Raw genomic sequence first — 18,149 nt, 5'->3', positions numbered from 1 at the left:
TTTTTACAGGGTGTCGTTTACCGCTACTACTTTGACTTTAAAAGAAAAAAGCCCAATCTCTATTGGGCTTTTTAGATCGTAGTAAGCTTGAATTTACAGGCTCATCTCACCACGCAGTACTTGCTGCATTCTCTCTTTCACTTCTTCGTAAGAAAGGTTTTGGCTTAGAAGGTAATGCAGTTTTGCTAGTGCCGCTTCTGGCGTCATGTCAAAGCCGCTGATAACTCCAGAGTCTGCCAGTGCACAACCCGTGGCGTAGCCGCCCATATTCACCTTACCTGCCAAACATTGAGTTAGGTTCACGACAATAACGCCGCGCTCAGAGGCTTCTTTTAGGTGGCCCAGTAGCTCAGGGTTTTGAGGCGCGTTGCCCACACCAAAAGTCAGAAGAATCATCGCATTCACGGGCTGACGAAGCGTGTTTCGGATAACTTCGTGTGAAATGCCTGGGTACATGGTGATCACACCGATTGGTTGTGGTGTGATGTTGTGAACCTTAAATTCACCTTCTGGTTGTGCACCAACGGTTACGCTGTTGCTTACTTGAATATTGATCCCGGCTTCCAGTAGTGGAGGAAGGTTTGGTGAAGTAAAGGCATTAAAACCGTCCGCATGAGATTTTGTGCTGCGGTTACCACGCATCAACTGATTATTGAAGAACAAAGTAACTTCGTTGATCGGGTAGTTTGCGGCAATATGCAGAGCATTCAATAGGTTTGCTTGACCGTCAGAACGCAGCTCTGCGAGAGGGATCTGTGAACCCGTAACAATCACTGGCTTGCCAAGGTTTTCAAGCATGAAAGACAATGCAGATGCTGTGTATGCCATGGTGTCAGTACCATGTAGGATGACGAAACCATCGTATTTGTCATAGTTGTCACGAATATCATCCGCAATCTGCTGCCAGTCGGCAGGCGTCATATCTGATGAGTCAATCAGAGGATCGTATTCGTGGATAGTGTAATCCGGCATTTCAGGACGGTGAAACTCTGGCATGCTTGCTAGTTGCTTTTCCATAAAGCCAGCAACAGGCACATAGCCGTGATCCGATTTTTGCATTCCGATGGTGCCACCGGTGTAAGCGATGTAGATGTGTTTTCTAGTCATCGTTTTTTCTTTCATGTAGGGGAACAGAGGCGGGGATTATATACCTAAATAACCTTGAGATGCGAGGCTATGCGCACAGCATCAGAAAGTCATCTGAGGAGATGTTGAGCGTAATAAAAAGGGCACCTCAAGTAGAGATACCCTTTGTAATATTAATGAAAAAGCTACTGCACTTGGCAGTTCAAACAAAATGCGTATTGACCTTTAGGATCGTTAAAGCTTTGTAGCAAGCTTGCGTCTTGTTCGAACTGTTGAGCTACGGGTTGAAGACTTTTTGGTAGCAAGCTGGTTGCATCGATACCTAGAGAGACTTTCACCTGTTTCATGAACTCTTGTAAAAATAGTTCAGTAGGAGAAAGAGGTTCTTCTACCCAGTAAATGCCGTAATCGGTCACGTTCGCAAGTTTCGCCGCTAGCTCTACAGCATCATCAAAGTCACCCATCTGGTCGACAAGACCAAAGGATAGTGCATCTTGACCAGTCCAAACTCGACCTTGAGCGACGTTGTCAACTTCCTCTAGAGACATATCTCGATTCTCGCCAACCAAAGAAATAAAGCGCTTATAACCGTGCTCGATACCTAATTGGAATACTTGAGACGCGCCGTCAGAAAGGCCAGTGGTAATACCGTCACCAGAGAACGGCGATGTGCCAACGCCATCAGTATTAATGCCTAACTTACTAAAGCCTTTTTCAAACGTGGTGATGACGCTAAAGATACCAATGGAACCCGTCAGGGTTGTTGGCTGAGCAACGATCTTGTCTGCGCTCATTGAAATCCAATAACCACCAGAGGCAGCCAAACTCGACATGGATACAACAACTGGCTTGCCTGCTTGTTTTAGTGCTTCTACTTCGTTGCGAATCACCTCAGAGGCAAAGGCACTACCCCCAGGGCTATCTACTCGCAACACGACCGCTTTCACCTTTTCATCATTGCGTGCTTGACGCAACAAGCTTGCGACGGTATCACCACCGACAGTACCACGAGGTTGTTGACCATCCATAATCGCGCCACTTGCTAGAACAACGGCGATATCGTGCTGAGGTAGTGTGTAATCAGGGCGAATCGTGGCGAGGTAGTCGTAGTAACCAATCGCGTTGTAGCTGTCTTTGCCGTCACTACCAAACTGCTTTGCAAATAGAGTGCGAATGTCTTGGCGTGTCGCGAGTTCATCAACCAAGCCCAGTTTAACCGCTAGCTGAGCAAGATCACCGTCCACTGACTTCATTTCGTCAATCAGCTCATCCATGGTTGGGTTAAGCACTTTCGCATCAATATTTCGGTTTGTCGTTACGTCATCAACAAAAGCACTCCACAATTGAGTAACCCAGCGTGTTGCAGACTCTTTCGCCGCATCGGACATGTCATCACGAATAAACGGTTCGATAGCGGATTTATAAGTACCTACGCGAAAAACATGAGTAGAAACGTCAAGCTTTTCAAGTAACGTTTTGTAGTACATTGAATAGGCACTATAACCTTTAATCAATACACCACCATCAGGTGCCAGGTAAACTTTATCAGCGTAACTTGCCAAGTAATATTGGCTTTGGTTGTAGAAATCACCTACGGCGTAAACGGGTTTACCTGACGCTTTAAATTCGTTCAACGCTTTCGCGATGTAACGTAATTTCGTGAGATTTGTTTCTGGCATGTCTCGCAGTGCTAGCACTAATCCAGACACTTTAGGATCGTCTTTCGCGTAGCGAATAGTATCAACGATATCGAAAAGAACGTTTTCTTTCGGTAACTCATTGCCCAAAAGGGAACCAGCAAAAGAGTCCATTGGATTTACATAGCGTCTTTGTTCGACAATCGGACCTGAAAGGTTCATCACCAATGCCGACTCTTTTTCGACGACGGGTTGACCGTCTCCGGTATAAGTAAAAGCAAAGTAGAAAACGGCAATCATCAGCAAGAAGATCAGGTTTGCCAGTGCGAGTCTGATAAAGGTGATGCTCTTCCATATCCCTTTAAATATCAAACCAATAAATTTGAAGAGTTTTTTCATCTTGTCTCCATAACGAGATAGTTACGCCGAGTCTAACAAAGTATGGGTTCTTATCTCTAAGATCTCAAAAGATAACATTTTTTTAGCTTATCACGACCACTCAACAATTGGCATATTTTCACGCGAGATTGATCGGTGTTACAAAAATGTAAACGCTTGTTTGATTTTTTGGTTGAGCGGGCTTAATCTGGTCAGACCATGATAATAACAATGGATGTTAAGTGATGTCTGCCATGTACCCAAACCTATTAAAGCCACTGGATCTCGGTTTTACACAATTACGAAACCGAGTCCTGATGGGATCAATGCACACGGGCTTAGAAGAGCACAAAGAAGGATTACAGAAGCTCGCCGCTTTCTATGAAGAACGCGTGAAAGGCGGTGTTGGACTGATTGTAACCGGAGGTTTTTCTCCTAACTTACGCGGTCGTTTGCACCCGTTGAGTGCTGAGTTCAGCAAGCCAAAGCATGCCAAGGCCCACAAAGTTGTGACAGAAGCGGTGCACAAGCACGGTGGCAAAATTGCCCTACAAATTCTCCATGCTGGGCGTTATGCCATGCATCCATTCTCGCAAAGTGCGTCTGGCATTAAAGCGCCAATTGCAAAGTTTGCTCCGAGTGAAATGAGCGACCGCCAGATTAAGAAAACCATTGATGCCTTTGCGAACAGCGCTGAGTTAGCCCAGCTTGCTGGTTATGATGGCGTCGAGTTAATGGGCTCGGAAGGTTACCTGATAAACCAATTCTTATGTAAGCGCACGAACATGCGTTACGACGAATGGGGTGGCAGTTACAAAAAACGTATGCGTTTTCCGCTAGAAATTGTCAAAGCGGTTCGTAAGGCGGTGGGTGACAAGTTCATCATCATTTTCCGTCTCTCTATGCTGGATCTTGTCGAGCAGGGCAGCACATTTGAAGACGTTATCGAATTGGCGAAAGCGCTTGAAGAGGCTGGCGTCACGATTATCAATACGGGTATCGGTTGGCACGAGGCTCGAATTCCTACCATTGCGACTCAAGTACCACGCGGTGCGTTTACGTGGGTTACGGAAAAAGTTAAGCCTCACGTTTCGGTTCCTATCATCACTTGTAACCGAATAAATACGCCAGACGAAGCAGAACGTATTCTATCTTCAGGTCATGCTGACATGGTTTCGATGGCGCGCCCATTCTTGGCCGATCCTTACTTTGTTGCTAAAGCCGAACAGGAAAAAGCGCAGTTTATCAATACGTGTATTGGTTGTAATCAGGCGTGTCTAGATAACGTGTTTAAAGGTAAGCGCGCCAGTTGCTTAGTGAACCCACTTGCGTGCTATGAAACCGAAATTGTTGTTGAACCAGCCTTTAAGAAGAAAAACATTGCCGTTGTCGGAGCTGGTCCTGCGGGCTTGGCTTGTGCGACTACACTGGCTGAACGTGGCCATAAGGTTGATTTGTTCGAAAAGAACGACCGCATCGGCGGTCAGTTCCGTCTTGCGATGCAGATCCCTGGTAAGGAGGAGTTTCGAGAGACGATACGATATTTCGCTAACCGTATTGATGAAACAGGCGTGAATCTGCACTTATCGACGGAAGCGAACTATGACTTACTCACAGAATACGATGAGATAGTGATGGCATCGGGTGTCGAGCCACGTAAAGTCAATATTGATGGAATTGAGAACCCAGAAAAAGTCGTCGACTATCAAACACTCATTCGAGACAAAACGCCAGTCGGTGAGAAAGTGGCTATCGTTGGTGCTGGTGGTATTGGCGTAGATGTCGCGACCATGCTCACAGAGCCAGTTGGACAAACGTTGGATGACTGGTTGCATGAATGGGGAATCGACAAAGAGATGTCCCAACCGGGTGGTTTATACCCTTACCCTGATGCGGTCAGCGATAAAGAAGTCTGGGTGCTTCAGCGTCGTAAAGGTCGTGTAGGTAAAGGTCCGGGTAAAACAACAGGTTGGATCCATAAACGTACCCTTGAAAAACGGGGCGTACATTTAGTCGGTGGCGTGTCTTACGATAAAATTGATGATCAAGGTTTGCACATTCATGTAGATGGAAAAGAACAATTATTGAACGCGGACAAAGTCGTCATTTGTGCGGGGCAAGAGTCTGTTCGTCCATTTGAAGATAAATGGTCTGAACTTGGAGAGAAGATTCATATCATTGGCGGAGCTGACCATGCGGGTGAACTTGATGCTGTGCGTGCGATTCGTCAAGGCGTTAAATTGGCGGTAAAACTCTAGTCTTTCAAGGTGTGTTTACTATGAAAGCTGCGCTTTGAGCGCAGCTTTTTTGTATAGAACTAGTCACTGATTTCTGGCAGTTGTTTGGCCATTACCACGCCAGAAAGAGTAATAAAAGAGAACACTAACACCACAGCTGAAAGGCTCAAAAAGTTCGACATGACACCAAGAGAACTCATTAGAAGCAGCATTATCCCAACCACCGTGTTACTCACGGCTACATAGCTTGTCCGTTTGTCACCTTCTGCGATATCAACTAAGTAGGTTTTTCGTCCGACTCGTATTCCGTCGTGGGCAATGCACACACAAAAGTAGAGCAGAGGAATCACGAATAGGAAGCTTTGGCTAGCGGTGACCCACGTATCGTAAACAAATAAAACAACGCCAAGTAGCGCGCTCATCGTTGCGCCGATGACCATAACACTGCGGCTAGAGCGATCGGACATTCTTCCCCAGAAAGGACCTGACACAAAGGAGGCCAAGCCACTTGCAAACATAAAGAGAGCTAGAACCCAGAGCTGTCCACCGAGAGATTGCTGTGCCAGCACAACGTAGTACGGTGCACTCAGCGCAGAACATAAAAATAGTGTCCGCGTGATAACGAATCGACGAAAGGTCACGTCGGTTTTAAGTAACGCGAGTTGTTTAAATGCCTCAAGGACGCCATTTCGACCACCGTCTACCTCACCGGCATACTCATTAATTCGTGCATAAACTAATGCCGCAATAAGCCATATGGCGCCCGCTAACCCTAAACTCAGACTGTAAAAGCGCTCTGTCGGCTCTACATCCCATAACCAGGCTAGTGCCAGAAGGCTAGCGAAAAGTAGTGTAACAAGGCCAGCAGCGCTTGAAGACCAGCCGTTGACTTGACCTCGTTGGTTTTTAGGGATGGTTTTGCCCAATACATCTTTTGATGCGACGGAATTTAAACCGCGTGAGAGGCTGAAGATCACAAGACATGCAATTACACCATAACCCGCAGCAGCTCCTGTCAGAGTTAATGCGACCACTCCGATTGCAAATATGGAAAGAGCCTGCAAGATGCTGCCAATTACCCAGACCCATTTTCTTACTGGAATGCGTCGGATGTAGTGCGCGATGCTAAGTTGTGGGATAAGGGAACCTGATTCACGAATAGGAACGAGCCAACCAATTAAGTAAACCGGTGCCCCGAGACTTTGTAGTATCCACGGCAACGTGACTTTGGGGTTGATTAACGCATCGCCGACTTTCGTTAAAAACTGAGCAAGAATGATTTTAAGAAAGTTGCCGGGAACTTGATGACAAGCTGATTCAGGAATCGCCTTACAGGCACGGGCATCTTCGTCATTAACGATCTTTTCGTAAATGCTGTTTTGTTTATCCTTGTTCATCAACCTGCCTATGTTCAACTTATTCATTTCGCGAATAAATTAACATTAAATCCAGTTTGATGTTAAGTGAAGCACGTTATCAAGCCCACAGAAAACCGGTTGTTATTCGTAGGAACAGATTGTGCTAAAGTGGCGTAAACAAAATAACAACGATATTCGATAAGGATTCTTTCATGGACGCTCTCGATCTTTTGCTCAATCGCCGATCTATCGCGAAGTTATCTGCGCCTGCACCAGAAGGTAAAGCGCTTGAGAACATCATTCGTGCAGGCCTTCGTGCGCCTGACCATGCGGGATTAACCCCTTGGCGTTTCGTTATCGCACAGGGCGATGGTTTGAAAAAACTGTCAGATATCTTGGTAAAAGCCGCAGAAGCTGAAAATAGTGATGAAGCGGTGGTCGAAAAGGTGAAAAATGCGCCATTTCGTGCGCCAATGGTGATCACGGTGATTGCTAAAGTAACGGAACATGAGAAAGTGCCTGCACTAGAGCAACACTTATCTGCGGGATGTGCCGTACAATCCATGCAGATGGCAGCGGTAGCGCAAGGCTTTCAAGGATTTTGGCGCTCAGGTAAGTGGATGTTCCATCCAGAAGTTCATCAAGCGTTTGGTTTAGAAGGCGACGATGAGATTGTTGGTTTCTTGTACCTAGGTACGCCTGGTTGCACACCGATGAAAGTTCCTGAGCGTGACCTTTCTCAGTTTGTTGAGTTTCTATAACTGAGCATCTAGGTAAATTGACTGTTTATTTATACAGTTTTTCTTGATTTATTAGGGCTACATTCGTTAATGTGGCCCTAATTATATTTATTTCCAAAACGTTATGTCTCGTCTGTTTATTGCTGAAAAACCAAGCTTAGGCCGTGCGATTGCCGCTGCACTGCCAAACCCTCAAAAGAAAGATCAAGGATTTATCCGCTGTGGGAACGGGGATATCGTTACTTGGTGTATCGGCCATTTGCTCGAACAAGTCGAACCTGACGCTTACGATGAGCGTTATAAAAAGTGGAATATGGCAGATTTACCAATTGTTCCGCAGCAATGGCAGCTCAGACCGAGGAAAAGCGCAAGTAAGCAATTAAAAGTGATTCGTAAATTGCTCAAAGAAGCTAACGAAGTCATTCATGCAGGAGACCCAGACCGAGAGGGTCAGCTGTTAGTTGATGAAGTTCTCGACTATTGCAAGTTATCTAAAACCAAGAAGGAATCCACACAGCGTTTGCTGATTTCCGACTTGAACTTACCTGCGGTTAAACGCGCACTCAGTTCTATGCGCAGTAATCGCGAGTTTATCCCACTTTCAGTTTCTGCATTGGCCCGCTCTCGGGCTGATTGGCTGTATGGTATGAACATGTCTCGTGCTTATACCTTGCTTGGTCAAAAAGCAGGGTATCAAGGTGTTCTCTCGGTAGGGCGAGTGCAAACGCCAGTTCTTGGCTTAGTGGTGCGTCGTGATGAAGAAATCGAAAACTTTGTCCCGAAAGACTATTTTACCCTACATGCTCTGATCCCATATCAAGATGCCAATGGTACTTTTGATATTCGTGCTCGTTGGAAGCCAAGTGAGGCATGCAAGCCTTGGCAGGATGAAGAAGGGCGAGTGTTAAACCGTAAGTTAGTGGAAAACGTTGCAAACCGTATTGCAAATCAACCCGCTAAAGTGACGGAGTCGGAACAAAAGCAAACCAAGCAATCAGCACCATTACCTTATTCATTATCTGCTTTACAGATCGATGCAGCGAAGCGCTATGGTATGAGTGCGCAACAAGTACTAGATACTTGTCAGGCATTGTATGAAAAGCACAAGCTGATCACTTACCCGCGTTCAGATTGTCGCTATTTACCGATGGAACACTACTCGCAAGCAGGGACAGTGACAACTGCTATTGCGAATAACGCAAAAGAGCTGCAAGGTGCCGTTCAGGGAGCAGACTTAACATTAAAGTCCAAAGCTTGGAATGATAAAAAAGTGGATGCGCACCATGCGATTATCCCTACACCAAAACAAGCTAATGTGAATGCGCTTTCGGGTAATGAGATGAAAGTGTATCAATTGATTGCGCGCCAGTATCTCATGCAGTTTTATCCGGCGGCGGTTTACGCAGAAGCGAAATTGGTTTTCGATATCGCTGGTGGTACGTTTATCGCGAAAGGTCGTCAGTTAGTTTCGCCGGGTTGGAAAGCGCTAATGGGCAAAACTGACAAGGAAGATGAAGGTATTGATGCCGTTCCACCGTTACCCGAAGGCACCGTGTTAACTTGTCGTGAAGGGGAAATAAAAGACCGAAAAACCGAGCCACCAAAGCACTTTACCGAAGCATCGCTGTTGCAAGCGATGACCGGGATCGCCCGTTACGTTGCGGATAAAGAACTGAAAAAAATCCTTCGTGATACTGATGGGCTAGGTACGGAAGCGACTCGCGCTGGTATTTTGGACACGCTGTTCAAACGCCAACTGCTCACGCGTCAAGGTAAATCAATTCTCAGCTCTCCTGCGGGAAGAGGTCTCATTCATGCCTTGCCACAGGATTCAACGTACCCAGATATGACGGCTCATTGGGAGCACCAGTTACAAGGTATGGCAGAGAGAAATCAGGCATATCAGCCGTTTATGCAAGCACTAGAGCAACGCATTGATGGTTTGATGGCACAAGTAAAAGCAGGGCCGATCCCTGATTCATTACGTCATCTACCCAAGGTGGAACGTCCAGCGTTTAAACGTAAAAAGCGTAGTTATTCAAAGAGTGGTGGCGCGGCTAAATCTCGTGCAACCAAAGGTAAGCGGGCATAGGACAAGCGCGGCGTAATTAAACACCGCGCATGCTTGAAAATAGATTACTCGAACAGGTCACCGTGGTTTTGGATCGCGCCTCTTACTTCTCCTTGAGTTAACACGCGTTTGTCCAGTACCTCTTTCACCTGCTTGCCCAAGTCAACTAATGTATCTCGATTCGCTTGAGTTTGGCGTTTACCAGCACTTCTCAAGCAGTAGTTTAGCTCGTGCTCTTCGCTAAAATTAACCAAATCCCTATCTGCTGCCATCGTGCCTTCTCCTTAATTGTTCTACTTTTTCATAAGTCTGGATTGGATATAGATAAATTCAAGTTAGATTGCGCGAATTATGCTGGTGGATCACCGGTGAACATTATGTTTGCCAACCAAGTCATGATTATGAAGCCTAGCTTAGATGTTATTTGATTTTATTGATGGTTGTTTCTTAACGCCGCTACCAAGGTAGCTCAGTACCATCGTAGTTAATAAATCGACCTGAAAGTTGCGGTGTACTCAGCTCTATCACGTTCGCTAGGCCCTGTGCGGAGGTTTGCGTATCTATCAATGCATTTGGTCCGCCCATTGCCGTTTTTACCCAACCAGGATGAAGCGCTAAAACGGTAAATCCTTCAGGTGTTAAATCATTGCTCAAGCTTTTAACAACCGAGTTTAGCGCCGCTTTCGATGAACGATAAATATAACCGCCACCGGACGTATTTTCGGTCATGCTCCCCACTTTTGATGAGATACAAGCAATCTTTTTCATCTTGCCTTGTTGTAAGCGAGGGTAACAGTGCTCAACCAGTTTTAACGGTGCAATGGTGTTTACTTCGAAGACTTTACGCCATTCTTCTACGTCAGTGTTTCCAAAGCCATATCCCTTGGGGCCGTAATATCCTGCATTATTGATGAGTAAGTCGATGGCAGGGAGTTTATCGGCAAGCTTAGCGACTTGTTCGTAGTGAGTGACATCCAGTTCGTGCAAAACCAGATTGCTGAATTGTGAGGCTAGAGTTTGTAGTTCTGAACTGTTCTCCAAGGAACGACTGGTAGCATGTACTTGGTGGCCTTGCTTCAGGTACAGCTCAGTTAAGCTAAGGCCAATGCCGCGATTTGCTCCGGTAATAAAGACGGTTTGACTCATACAAACACCTATATTTTTTGATTTCAGTTGGAAGTCATTGTGTTAGCTAAGCGCAATAAAATCAACCAGCCACCACGTACCAACAACGAGAGATGAAAATAGGGACAGAGCACAAAGAGAGCCAAACAGTGCGCCGAGAATAGCAAAGAAAGTAGAATTCATATGTATATTAAATTTAATTGATATTGAAAATCATTATCAATTAAATTGCGTTTTATTCAACCCTTGAAGTTGATACTATTTCGTTACCATTGTTATTAAGAATTTCTCATGCTGCCATTTATCTACCACCCGATTTATTCTCAACTTGAGTTGCCAGAGGGGCATCGTTACCCAATTATGAAATACCAGTACCTCTATGAATCGGTATTGGTGCATATGGAGAAAGATGACTGGAAAGAGCATGTGCAGTTTTTCCAGCCAGAAGCACTGACTGTTGAGGAGGTAAAACGTGTTCATGACCAGGAATACGTCGACTTGCTAGTGAATGGAAACATGCAAGCTGCGAAAATGCGCCGAATAGGTTTTCCTTGGAGTGAGTCTCTCATTACCAGAACGTTAACTTCAGCAGCGGGCACGGCTTTGACCGCAAATAAAGCACTTGAGTATGGTGTTGCCATTCATTTGAGTGGCGGGTATCACCACGCACACAAAGAGTTTGGCAGTGGTTTTTGTTTATTTAATGACTTAGTGATCGCGGCCAGGCAAGCGCTCGAAGTCGAGCATGTCGATAAAGTATTGATCATTGATAGTGATGTTCACCATGGGGATGGAACAGCAACTTTGTGTCACGATGAGCCAGATATCATCACGCTTTCTTTCCACTGTGACAAAAACTTCCCGGCTAGAAAGCCTCAGTCTGATCTAGATGTGCCTTTGGTACGAGGGACCGGTGATGAGGATTTTTTAATGGCGTTTAAGGAAGTGGTCGATATGGCGCTTAATCTTCATCGTCCTGATTTGGTTATCTACGATGCTGGTGTTGATATACATCAAGACGATGAGTTGGGATATTTTGATGTTTCGACGCAAGGGATTTTAGAACGTGATAGATTTTTAATGCAAACAATGAAATCGCGAGGTATCCCTGTCGCAGCTGTCGTCGGAGGTGGATATCGAACGAATCATGCAGACCTTGTCCCAATTCATTTGCAGCTCATTAATGCCGCTAAAGAAGTCTTTGTTGGTAAGTAAATACAACTAGACGTGAGTATCAACCTGATTCAAAACGGGACACTGAAACGAAAAGGTCGTTAATTTCTAAGCGTGCTCTTTTTGAATGTGGCGATTGCTGGGCTTGTATTCAAGGAGGGATTTGTACAAATCTTTTCAAATCTGGATATACGAAAAAGCCCGCTAATTTCTTAGCGGGCTTTTTCTAAATGTGGCGGAGAGATAGGGATTTGAACCCTAGATACGCTATTAACGTATGCCGGTTTTCAAGACCGGTGCTTTCAACCACTCAGCCATCTCTCCGTTGTTGAGGCGCATAATATAAGGCTTTGAAAATGTTGTAAACCCCTAGTTGAACTGATTGGATGTTTACTGCGCAAATTTGTGGTTTGTGTTGTTTAAATAAACAAAAACTCCCCAAAAAGGGGAGTTTGAATAGTATATGGATTGCTAGGTATTAATCGTTTTTAGAATAAAAACGCTGTAACTCAGTTAAACCTTGCATCAAAACTGGCAACTTCGGTGCATCATCTCGAAGTCGTTTGTAATTTTTGTCATACAACTTGTAGTTGCCAAACTTATCGATCACTGTGGTTTGTGAGCTAGTAATTAAGGCAAGCTCACGAGTGTCACCCGCTAGGATCCAACGGCGACGACTTTCGTCAAATAGGTTACGACCACTACTGTAATCATATGGGTTGGAAGATACACCGAGCATATCCTGCAACAACGTGACCGAAAGGTCCAAGTGGCTTGTGCTGTGATTAAATTCACCAGCCAACATTCCTGGCCATTGGATTACCATAGGAACTTGTAACTGATAACGGCTGTAGTTGCTGTTTGCGCCCCAGCTGTTCGTGTTTGTTTCATTAAACTCACTACCGTGATTAGAAGTGATAATCACGATGGTATTTGTTAATAGTCCATTTTTGTCAAGCTCAGCAATAATGCTAGCGATGGTTTTATCCGCTGATTTTACCGCATATTCATAAGCTTTTTTGAAGCGATCACTTGCGGACATTTCTTCGTCATTATTGGAAGGGATCGATTCAAAATTATCAACGGTGGTGACTTCGATGTAACTAAACCATGGTTGACTCGCTTTCTCTGTTAACCATGTATTCCAGTTCGCGATAGATTGCTTATCGGTATGAGCTTGTGTGCCATCGAGGTCTTCCGCTAGTTTTAAGTCGCGGAAAATAATCTCTGAGTAGAGATCATCTTCAAACCCGCTGCCACTGAATAAGCCGAAGTTGTAACCCTGATCTTTCAGTACATCGAGTAACACCGGCGAAGCACCTTGCGCCTTGATGCTTGAGGCGTAACTGGTTGGTAAGCCGTAGAACAAACCGAAAGCCCCGTAAGTATCATTACTTGAACTGTAATGATTACGGAAGTTCTGATTGTTTTCGGCAAACTCATAGAGGTTAGGCATCTCTTCTGGATTCAGCGCGTCTGCACGCAGGTTATTTACGCTGATCATCAACACGTTGAGCTTATTGACTCGACGGTTAAACTCTAGCTTTTCTAGAGGGTAATTGACTAACTCTACGTTGCCTTCATTTTCCGCTAAGCGTTTTAGGTATTCCTCACGGTCAAGTAGACCATGTTTTTCCATAAAACTCTTTGCCGTCATCGGGTAAGACAATGGGAAGTTTGAACGCTGACTGGTAATTGGGTTGTAGAAGTATGCATCTGCCCAAATATAAACCAAATGGCTGGTCATAAAACTGAGGAAAAATACAGCTGCTAGAGGACGTCCTACGTGCTTATGAGAAAGTTTGCGCTGTTTTCGCCATACCCATTCGGATAGAGCGAGCTGAATAAGGAAGATCAGCGGCATTACAACAAACAGATGTTGAAGATCAGTGCTGAGTGCACTTTTATCTTCGCTGAATAGTAACTCCCAAACGACAGGAGTTAAGTGCAAATTGATCGACTGATACGCTTGGGTATCAATCAATAATATGGTTTGCCCAACGGTCGCGAAAATCACTGCCACCAAACGGAACAATTTCCGCGATGGCAGGATAAACGTTAACGGGAATAGAACGAGCAAGTAAAGCGCGAAAACTAGAAAGCCAAAGTGACCAACCCAAGAAACCGCCAGATAAAACTGACCAAGTAACGTCTCGGGCCAAGGAGACTGAACAATGTAGCGTGTGCCTATCAACATCGATGCAACGATATTGAAGAATGCAAACCAGTGACCCCAACCAACCAGTCGAGATACACGTTCGCCGTATGAGTTTCCGCTGTCTACCATGTATGTGTTCTATTGTCCGTTATTAGTGTGTTTTTGGTGTTTCTAAAGAAGACATCAGCGCCTGAGCAAATTTTTCAGCAATCGCTTTGCGTTGTGAAGCAGCAACACGTTGATTTAAGACATTGGTTGCGATATTTCCGGCAATCATTAGCGTCAACTCAGGAGAAGCAGCGTGTTTTTCAAGAACTGTTGCTACTTCAGCAAGAATTTTCTCTACTTGCTCGTCAGTATATTTAGATGTAATCGGCATAAAGACTCTAATAATGATAGTAAAAGCGGCTTATGATAACCTACAATGCCCATCAACTAAAACCTTGTAGCAAGATAAAATCACTATGAGCCTTCATCTTTCAAACGTTATTCTGCATCAACTGTGCAAAAACGATCAGGACGAGCTAGTTGTAAACTTACGTCCAGCATCATTAGAGAACGATGCATCTACTGAAAACTTAGTCGCTGAGCTTCACCGAGTATTCCATTCTAAAGCTGGTAAAGGTTTTGGCTCTTTCCAGTCAGACAGCGAATTTCAATTTTGGCTTCAAGAAATGCGCAAAGGAGAGCGAGATTTTTACGACTTCTCACAAATTAGTGCAAATCGCTTGAAAGAAGAGTTGATTAAGTACCCATTTGCGGATGAAGGTATTTTGGTTTTCGCTGAGTATCAGAGTTTAGCAACGGACTATTTGTTCATCGGTATCTTACCAATGAACCAAAGTTTAAAAGTGACCGAAGGTTTGGACATCAGTGCGACGGATTACCTAGATATCACCAAAATGGATATTGCGGCCCGCATTGACTTGTCGAGCTACGACACTGACAAGGAATCTAATCGTTACTTGCAATACATCAAGGGACGCGTCGGCCGTAAAGTGGCGGATTTCTTCCTAGATTTCCTGCAAGCGGACATCGGCTTAGATACTAAACAACAAAACTTAGTGTTGATGCAGGCAGTGGATGATTTTTGTGCTGACTCGAAGCTAGAAAAGCAAGAAGTGAACGAGTACAAGAAACAAGTTTACGATTACTGCAATGAGCAAATTAAATCCGGTGATGAGGTTCAAATCTCAGAGCTTTCTGGAGAGCTTCCTCCAAGCCAAGATGGCACAAGCTTTATGGATTTCACCAAAGAGCAAGGGTACGAACTTGAAGAATCTTTCCCAGGTGACCGTGCGACGGTTCGCAAGCTGACTAAATTTGTTGGCGCTGGCGGTGGCTTGAATATTAGCTTTGATAGCCTATTGCTTGGCGAGCGTATTTTTTATGACCCAGAGACGGATACCTTAACGATTAAAGGTACGCCACCAAATCTAAAAGATCAGTTGAGTCGCAACTAAAACCATATCGTCAAATTAAGAGAGCCAATGGCTCTCTTTTTTTATGTGAATAAGAAACATCCATAGTATATGCTTGTAATTAATGGAGATATGCGAGGGGCGAGTGTTGCTGAAGCTAAAAGAAGGAATGAGGCGGTTTGTTTGGTTCTGGTTCGTTTTATGGTGTGTTTTAGCGCTAGGGATTTGGTTGCAAGCCAAACAAACGATTCAAACCATTTCAACAGTGAATGAGCTAGGAAGCAAAGTCGAAGAAGTCAGACATTTTTTTAACTTCGATCTGCCTTATCGTGTTAAGCACGTCGACCAAGTTTCACTAAAACTTCAGTTAGCCTATGCAGTTCGCTTACAGCTTGAAAGTGAGTTTTCTGAAGGAAAAATCACACCAGATATTACTCAATTGCTTTATGCGACCGATCGATTTTTAGAAAGTGCTCGAGCCTTTGTAGGAAGTGACAGTGAGCTAGTCTCATTAGCCGAGCAGTTGCGAAGAAGCCGCGCCCGAGATGAAAACTCTGAGCAAATTCAATCAATGTACTATCGCTTAGGCGCACTTGTTTTGGAGTCTATTTTTAGTGACTCAGCAACGAATAGCGATACTTATCGTGATTTAGACCGACTCTTTATCGAGTCGGACACGCTTTCTCCTCAAGAGCGAAGTGCTTTTCAGCGTCAACTAGCCCAGACTTCAAGCGCGCTATCTGCCAAGGCGCAAGGCAGCTATCTAGTTAATCAACTGCTTAATCCTGATTTCCCGAACCAGTTAACTTCGATAAATGACCAGTTGGAACAAAAGTTGATGACCTTTGTTACTTGGTCGTCAGTAATCAGTGGTTTATTTCTTTCTCTTATTTCATGGGGGCTTTTCTCCCAAAGAACCGTTCAGCCGCTAATACCATCAAGAGCAGAGGATAAAGAGTCTGAGCAAGTTGGTGGGTCTTACGTTGTTTTTTCTGCTCAGTCCGAAATCTCTCAAAGCAGCCAAGTTAACGAACAGAGCCCTAATGAGCCGAACACATCGCAAGTGGAAGTCGTGGAACGTGAGCCGTATATAGATATCAATAAGATGCTGGACTCGCTATCGGGAGATGAAAGCGCGGTGCGAATGTTACTTGAAGTCTTTATTCAGGATCACTCTGGCGATGGTTCAAAAATGCATCGGCTATTAGAAGAGGATAAAGAGCAAGCGCAAAGAGCGGCTCATAGTCTTAAAGGGGTCTCGGGAAGTTTAGGGGCAATGCCATTGCACTGCATTTCGGGTGATATTGAACTGTTGATTAAACAAGGGCAAAAAGTGCCGGAAGAGAAACTGACACGTTTAGATGATGTCCTAAAGCAAACCATACTTTTCGCTAACCACGTTCTCAATAGTGAAAAGATACAAGAAGCGCTAACAGATTGATATTGCTCTGACTTACAATCATCAGAGTTGGGGTATTAAAGGCCCGAACTATATGACTTAGTTCGCTTTATTCCTGTTCCATACAATTTGTTAAGGGTACTTTCATGTCCGTTCGTCGATTGTCTTCAATGATGTTGATAGGGTTGGTGGTGATGCTTTCAGGGTGCTCCCTGTTAGAAGTGAAAATCGAGAGTCAAACCGTCCCTCTTACCAAACAAGAGCTTAATATGCGTCTCCTGACTCGTGAGTATGCGCAACAGTTTTTTGCTCAGGTAGAGCAAGCTGCTGATGCATTGCACGATCAATATGAGCCGCATGATAAAGTCCATCAATCTTATATTTTGCTTTGGAAGATAAATGCTGAAGAAGGTCTTCAAGCCGCAGCATACCAAGTCTCGCCAATGGCAGCACTGATTGATACTTGGACTTTTACGCTACAGATGGATCAATTCTTTACGACTGGCCCTGGTAATGAACTATTTGCGACAGATGAGGCAAAGTTAGTTTCTGCTCACTTAGCGAAAGAGGTGGATAAACTGGCTCAATCTCTGTTGAAACAAGAAGCGTACATCAAGACACAAGCGTTTGTTGCAGAGTTCGTTAAGCAACATCCATTCGCTGACTTAAGTATGATCAGGACGCCAGCTTACCGTGGGTGGTTAGATGCGAATCAAATTAGCGAGGAAGAGGCAGTGACTACGCTAGGTACAATGCCAGAAGCATTAGGGGATGTCTCGGATCGTCTAAGCCTTGTATCAGAACAGACCCCCAAAATTATGACTTGGAAGGCGCAGTTATTAGCATTAAATAGCTCTGCCAGCATCGAAAAAGTTAATGCTGCGCTAAATAGCCTACAAGTTACGGCTGATTCGATGAAGGACTTTATTGATAACAATCCAGAGTACATGCGCTATTTGGCAGAGCAAATGGCGGTAGAGTTACAACCTTTGGTTGACGATATTGACCAAAAAACGCAAGCGCGTTTATCTCAATTGGGTGAGGAGCGCCAAGCTTTAGAGCTGATGGTAGCCAGAGAGCGTCAAGAAATTGCGCAGATCATTACCCATGAGCGTGAGAAGTTTGCTCAAGATATGGACCGAGTCTCGCAGGAAGTGGTCAGTTTAGCGATGACCAAGCTGATTGATCTCGTTAAAAGTACCATTATCTACTTCATCTTGTTCATTGCCGTTATATTCTTTGCACCACTTGGCTTGGGCTATTGGTTTGGTAAGCGTGCAGCAGTGAAAACGCAAGCCAAACAAAGTTAACGTTTGGTTGAGATATAAAAAAGAGCGCTAATGCGCTCTTTTTCTTTGTCTTTCAC

The 18,149-nt window shown here is 44.6% G+C and carries 14 protein-coding genes and 1 tRNA gene; 7 read left to right on the top strand and 8 right to left on the bottom strand.

What is annotated here, in order from left to right; translation table 11 throughout:
- Window positions 1–93 precede the first annotated feature (93 nt).
- Together ansA and sppA are read right to left on the bottom strand one after the other, a co-directional pair.
- Complete coding sequence (ansA, locus tag ACWPOD_RS15660) at window positions 94–1,107, bottom strand: asparaginase (RefSeq protein ID WP_046874512.1); 1,014 nt, start codon at window positions 1,105–1,107, stop codon at window positions 94–96.
- Between the two features lie 164 nt (window positions 1,108–1,271).
- Entirely contained in the window at window positions 1,272–3,122 is a 1,851-nt protein-coding gene (gene sppA / locus ACWPOD_RS15655) for a signal peptide peptidase SppA (RefSeq protein ID WP_012841560.1), read from the bottom strand.
- Window positions 3,123–3,346: 224 nt separating this feature from the next.
- On the opposite strand from sppA, the gene ACWPOD_RS15650 reads away from it, so the two are divergent.
- Complete coding sequence (locus ACWPOD_RS15650; RefSeq protein WP_237308159.1) at window positions 3,347–5,359, top strand: NADPH-dependent 2,4-dienoyl-CoA reductase; 2,013 nt, start codon at window positions 3,347–3,349, stop codon at window positions 5,357–5,359.
- Between the two features lie 59 nt (window positions 5,360–5,418).
- Here the strand turns inward: ACWPOD_RS15650 and ACWPOD_RS15645 are convergent, their stop codons facing one another.
- Window positions 5,419–6,735 (bottom strand): MFS transporter, encoded by a 1,317-nt coding sequence (locus tag ACWPOD_RS15645; RefSeq protein WP_167426357.1) that lies wholly within the window; start codon window positions 6,733–6,735, stop codon window positions 5,419–5,421.
- Window positions 6,736–6,908: 173 nt separating this feature from the next.
- Between ACWPOD_RS15645 and ACWPOD_RS15640 the strand changes: the two genes are divergently transcribed.
- Both ACWPOD_RS15640 and ACWPOD_RS15635 read left to right on the top strand, forming a co-directional pair.
- Window positions 6,909–7,457: an NAD(P)H nitroreductase gene (locus tag ACWPOD_RS15640; RefSeq protein WP_005396515.1), complete on the top strand. Its 549-nt coding sequence runs from the start codon at window positions 6,909–6,911 to the stop codon at window positions 7,455–7,457.
- A gap of 103 nt (window positions 7,458–7,560) precedes the next feature.
- A complete protein-coding gene (locus ACWPOD_RS15635) occupies window positions 7,561–9,528 on the top strand; it encodes a DNA topoisomerase III (protein WP_456232044.1) in 1,968 nt (655 codons plus the stop codon).
- A gap of 44 nt (window positions 9,529–9,572) precedes the next feature.
- Here the strand turns inward: ACWPOD_RS15635 and ACWPOD_RS15630 are convergent, their stop codons facing one another.
- Both ACWPOD_RS15630 and ACWPOD_RS15625 read right to left on the bottom strand, forming a co-directional pair.
- Window positions 9,573–9,779, bottom strand: a complete 207-nt coding sequence (locus ACWPOD_RS15630; protein WP_114323304.1) for a hypothetical protein — start codon at window positions 9,777–9,779, stop codon at window positions 9,573–9,575.
- A gap of 184 nt (window positions 9,780–9,963) precedes the next feature.
- Entirely contained in the window at window positions 9,964–10,653 is a 690-nt protein-coding gene (locus ACWPOD_RS15625) for an SDR family oxidoreductase (RefSeq protein ID WP_046874517.1), read from the bottom strand.
- A 270-nt stretch (window positions 10,654–10,923) separates the two neighbouring features.
- Between ACWPOD_RS15625 and ACWPOD_RS15620 the strand changes: the two genes are divergently transcribed.
- On the top strand, window positions 10,924–11,847 hold the full coding sequence (locus tag ACWPOD_RS15620; RefSeq protein WP_456232043.1) for a histone deacetylase family protein: 924 nt from the start codon (window positions 10,924–10,926) through the stop codon (window positions 11,845–11,847).
- 191 nt (window positions 11,848–12,038) lie between these two features.
- On the opposite strand, the gene ACWPOD_RS15615 is transcribed toward ACWPOD_RS15620, so the two are convergent.
- From ACWPOD_RS15615 to ACWPOD_RS15605, 3 genes are all read right to left on the bottom strand, one after another.
- A tRNA-Ser gene (locus ACWPOD_RS15615) sits at window positions 12,039–12,129 on the bottom strand.
- A 154-nt stretch (window positions 12,130–12,283) separates the two neighbouring features.
- Window positions 12,284–14,092 carry a DUF3413 domain-containing protein gene (locus ACWPOD_RS15610; RefSeq protein ID WP_456232042.1) on the bottom strand — a complete coding sequence of 603 codons (1,809 nt, stop codon included), beginning with the start codon at window positions 14,090–14,092 and terminating at the stop codon, window positions 12,284–12,286.
- Between the two features lie 22 nt (window positions 14,093–14,114).
- Entirely contained in the window at window positions 14,115–14,342 is a 228-nt protein-coding gene (locus tag ACWPOD_RS15605) for a YejL family protein (protein WP_005380722.1), read from the bottom strand.
- Between the two features lie 85 nt (window positions 14,343–14,427).
- On the opposite strand from ACWPOD_RS15605, the gene yejK reads away from it, so the two are divergent.
- From yejK to ACWPOD_RS15590, 3 genes are all read left to right on the top strand, one after another.
- The gene (gene yejK / locus ACWPOD_RS15600; protein ID WP_456232041.1) at window positions 14,428–15,426 is read left to right on the top strand and encodes a nucleoid-associated protein YejK; all 999 of its coding nucleotides are present in this window, start codon (window positions 14,428–14,430) and stop codon (window positions 15,424–15,426) included.
- 82 nt (window positions 15,427–15,508) lie between these two features.
- The gene (locus tag ACWPOD_RS15595) at window positions 15,509–16,825 is read left to right on the top strand and encodes an Hpt domain-containing protein (RefSeq protein ID WP_456232040.1); all 1,317 of its coding nucleotides are present in this window, start codon (window positions 15,509–15,511) and stop codon (window positions 16,823–16,825) included.
- Window positions 16,826–16,929: 104 nt separating this feature from the next.
- Window positions 16,930–18,093: a chemotaxis protein gene (locus tag ACWPOD_RS15590; protein ID WP_104972004.1), complete on the top strand. Its 1,164-nt coding sequence runs from the start codon at window positions 16,930–16,932 to the stop codon at window positions 18,091–18,093.
- The last annotated feature ends 56 nt before the right edge of the window (window positions 18,094–18,149 follow it).

This window comes from Vibrio sp. JZG120 (assembly GCF_053890955.1).
This window is presented reverse-complemented; position numbering and strand designations above follow the sequence as displayed.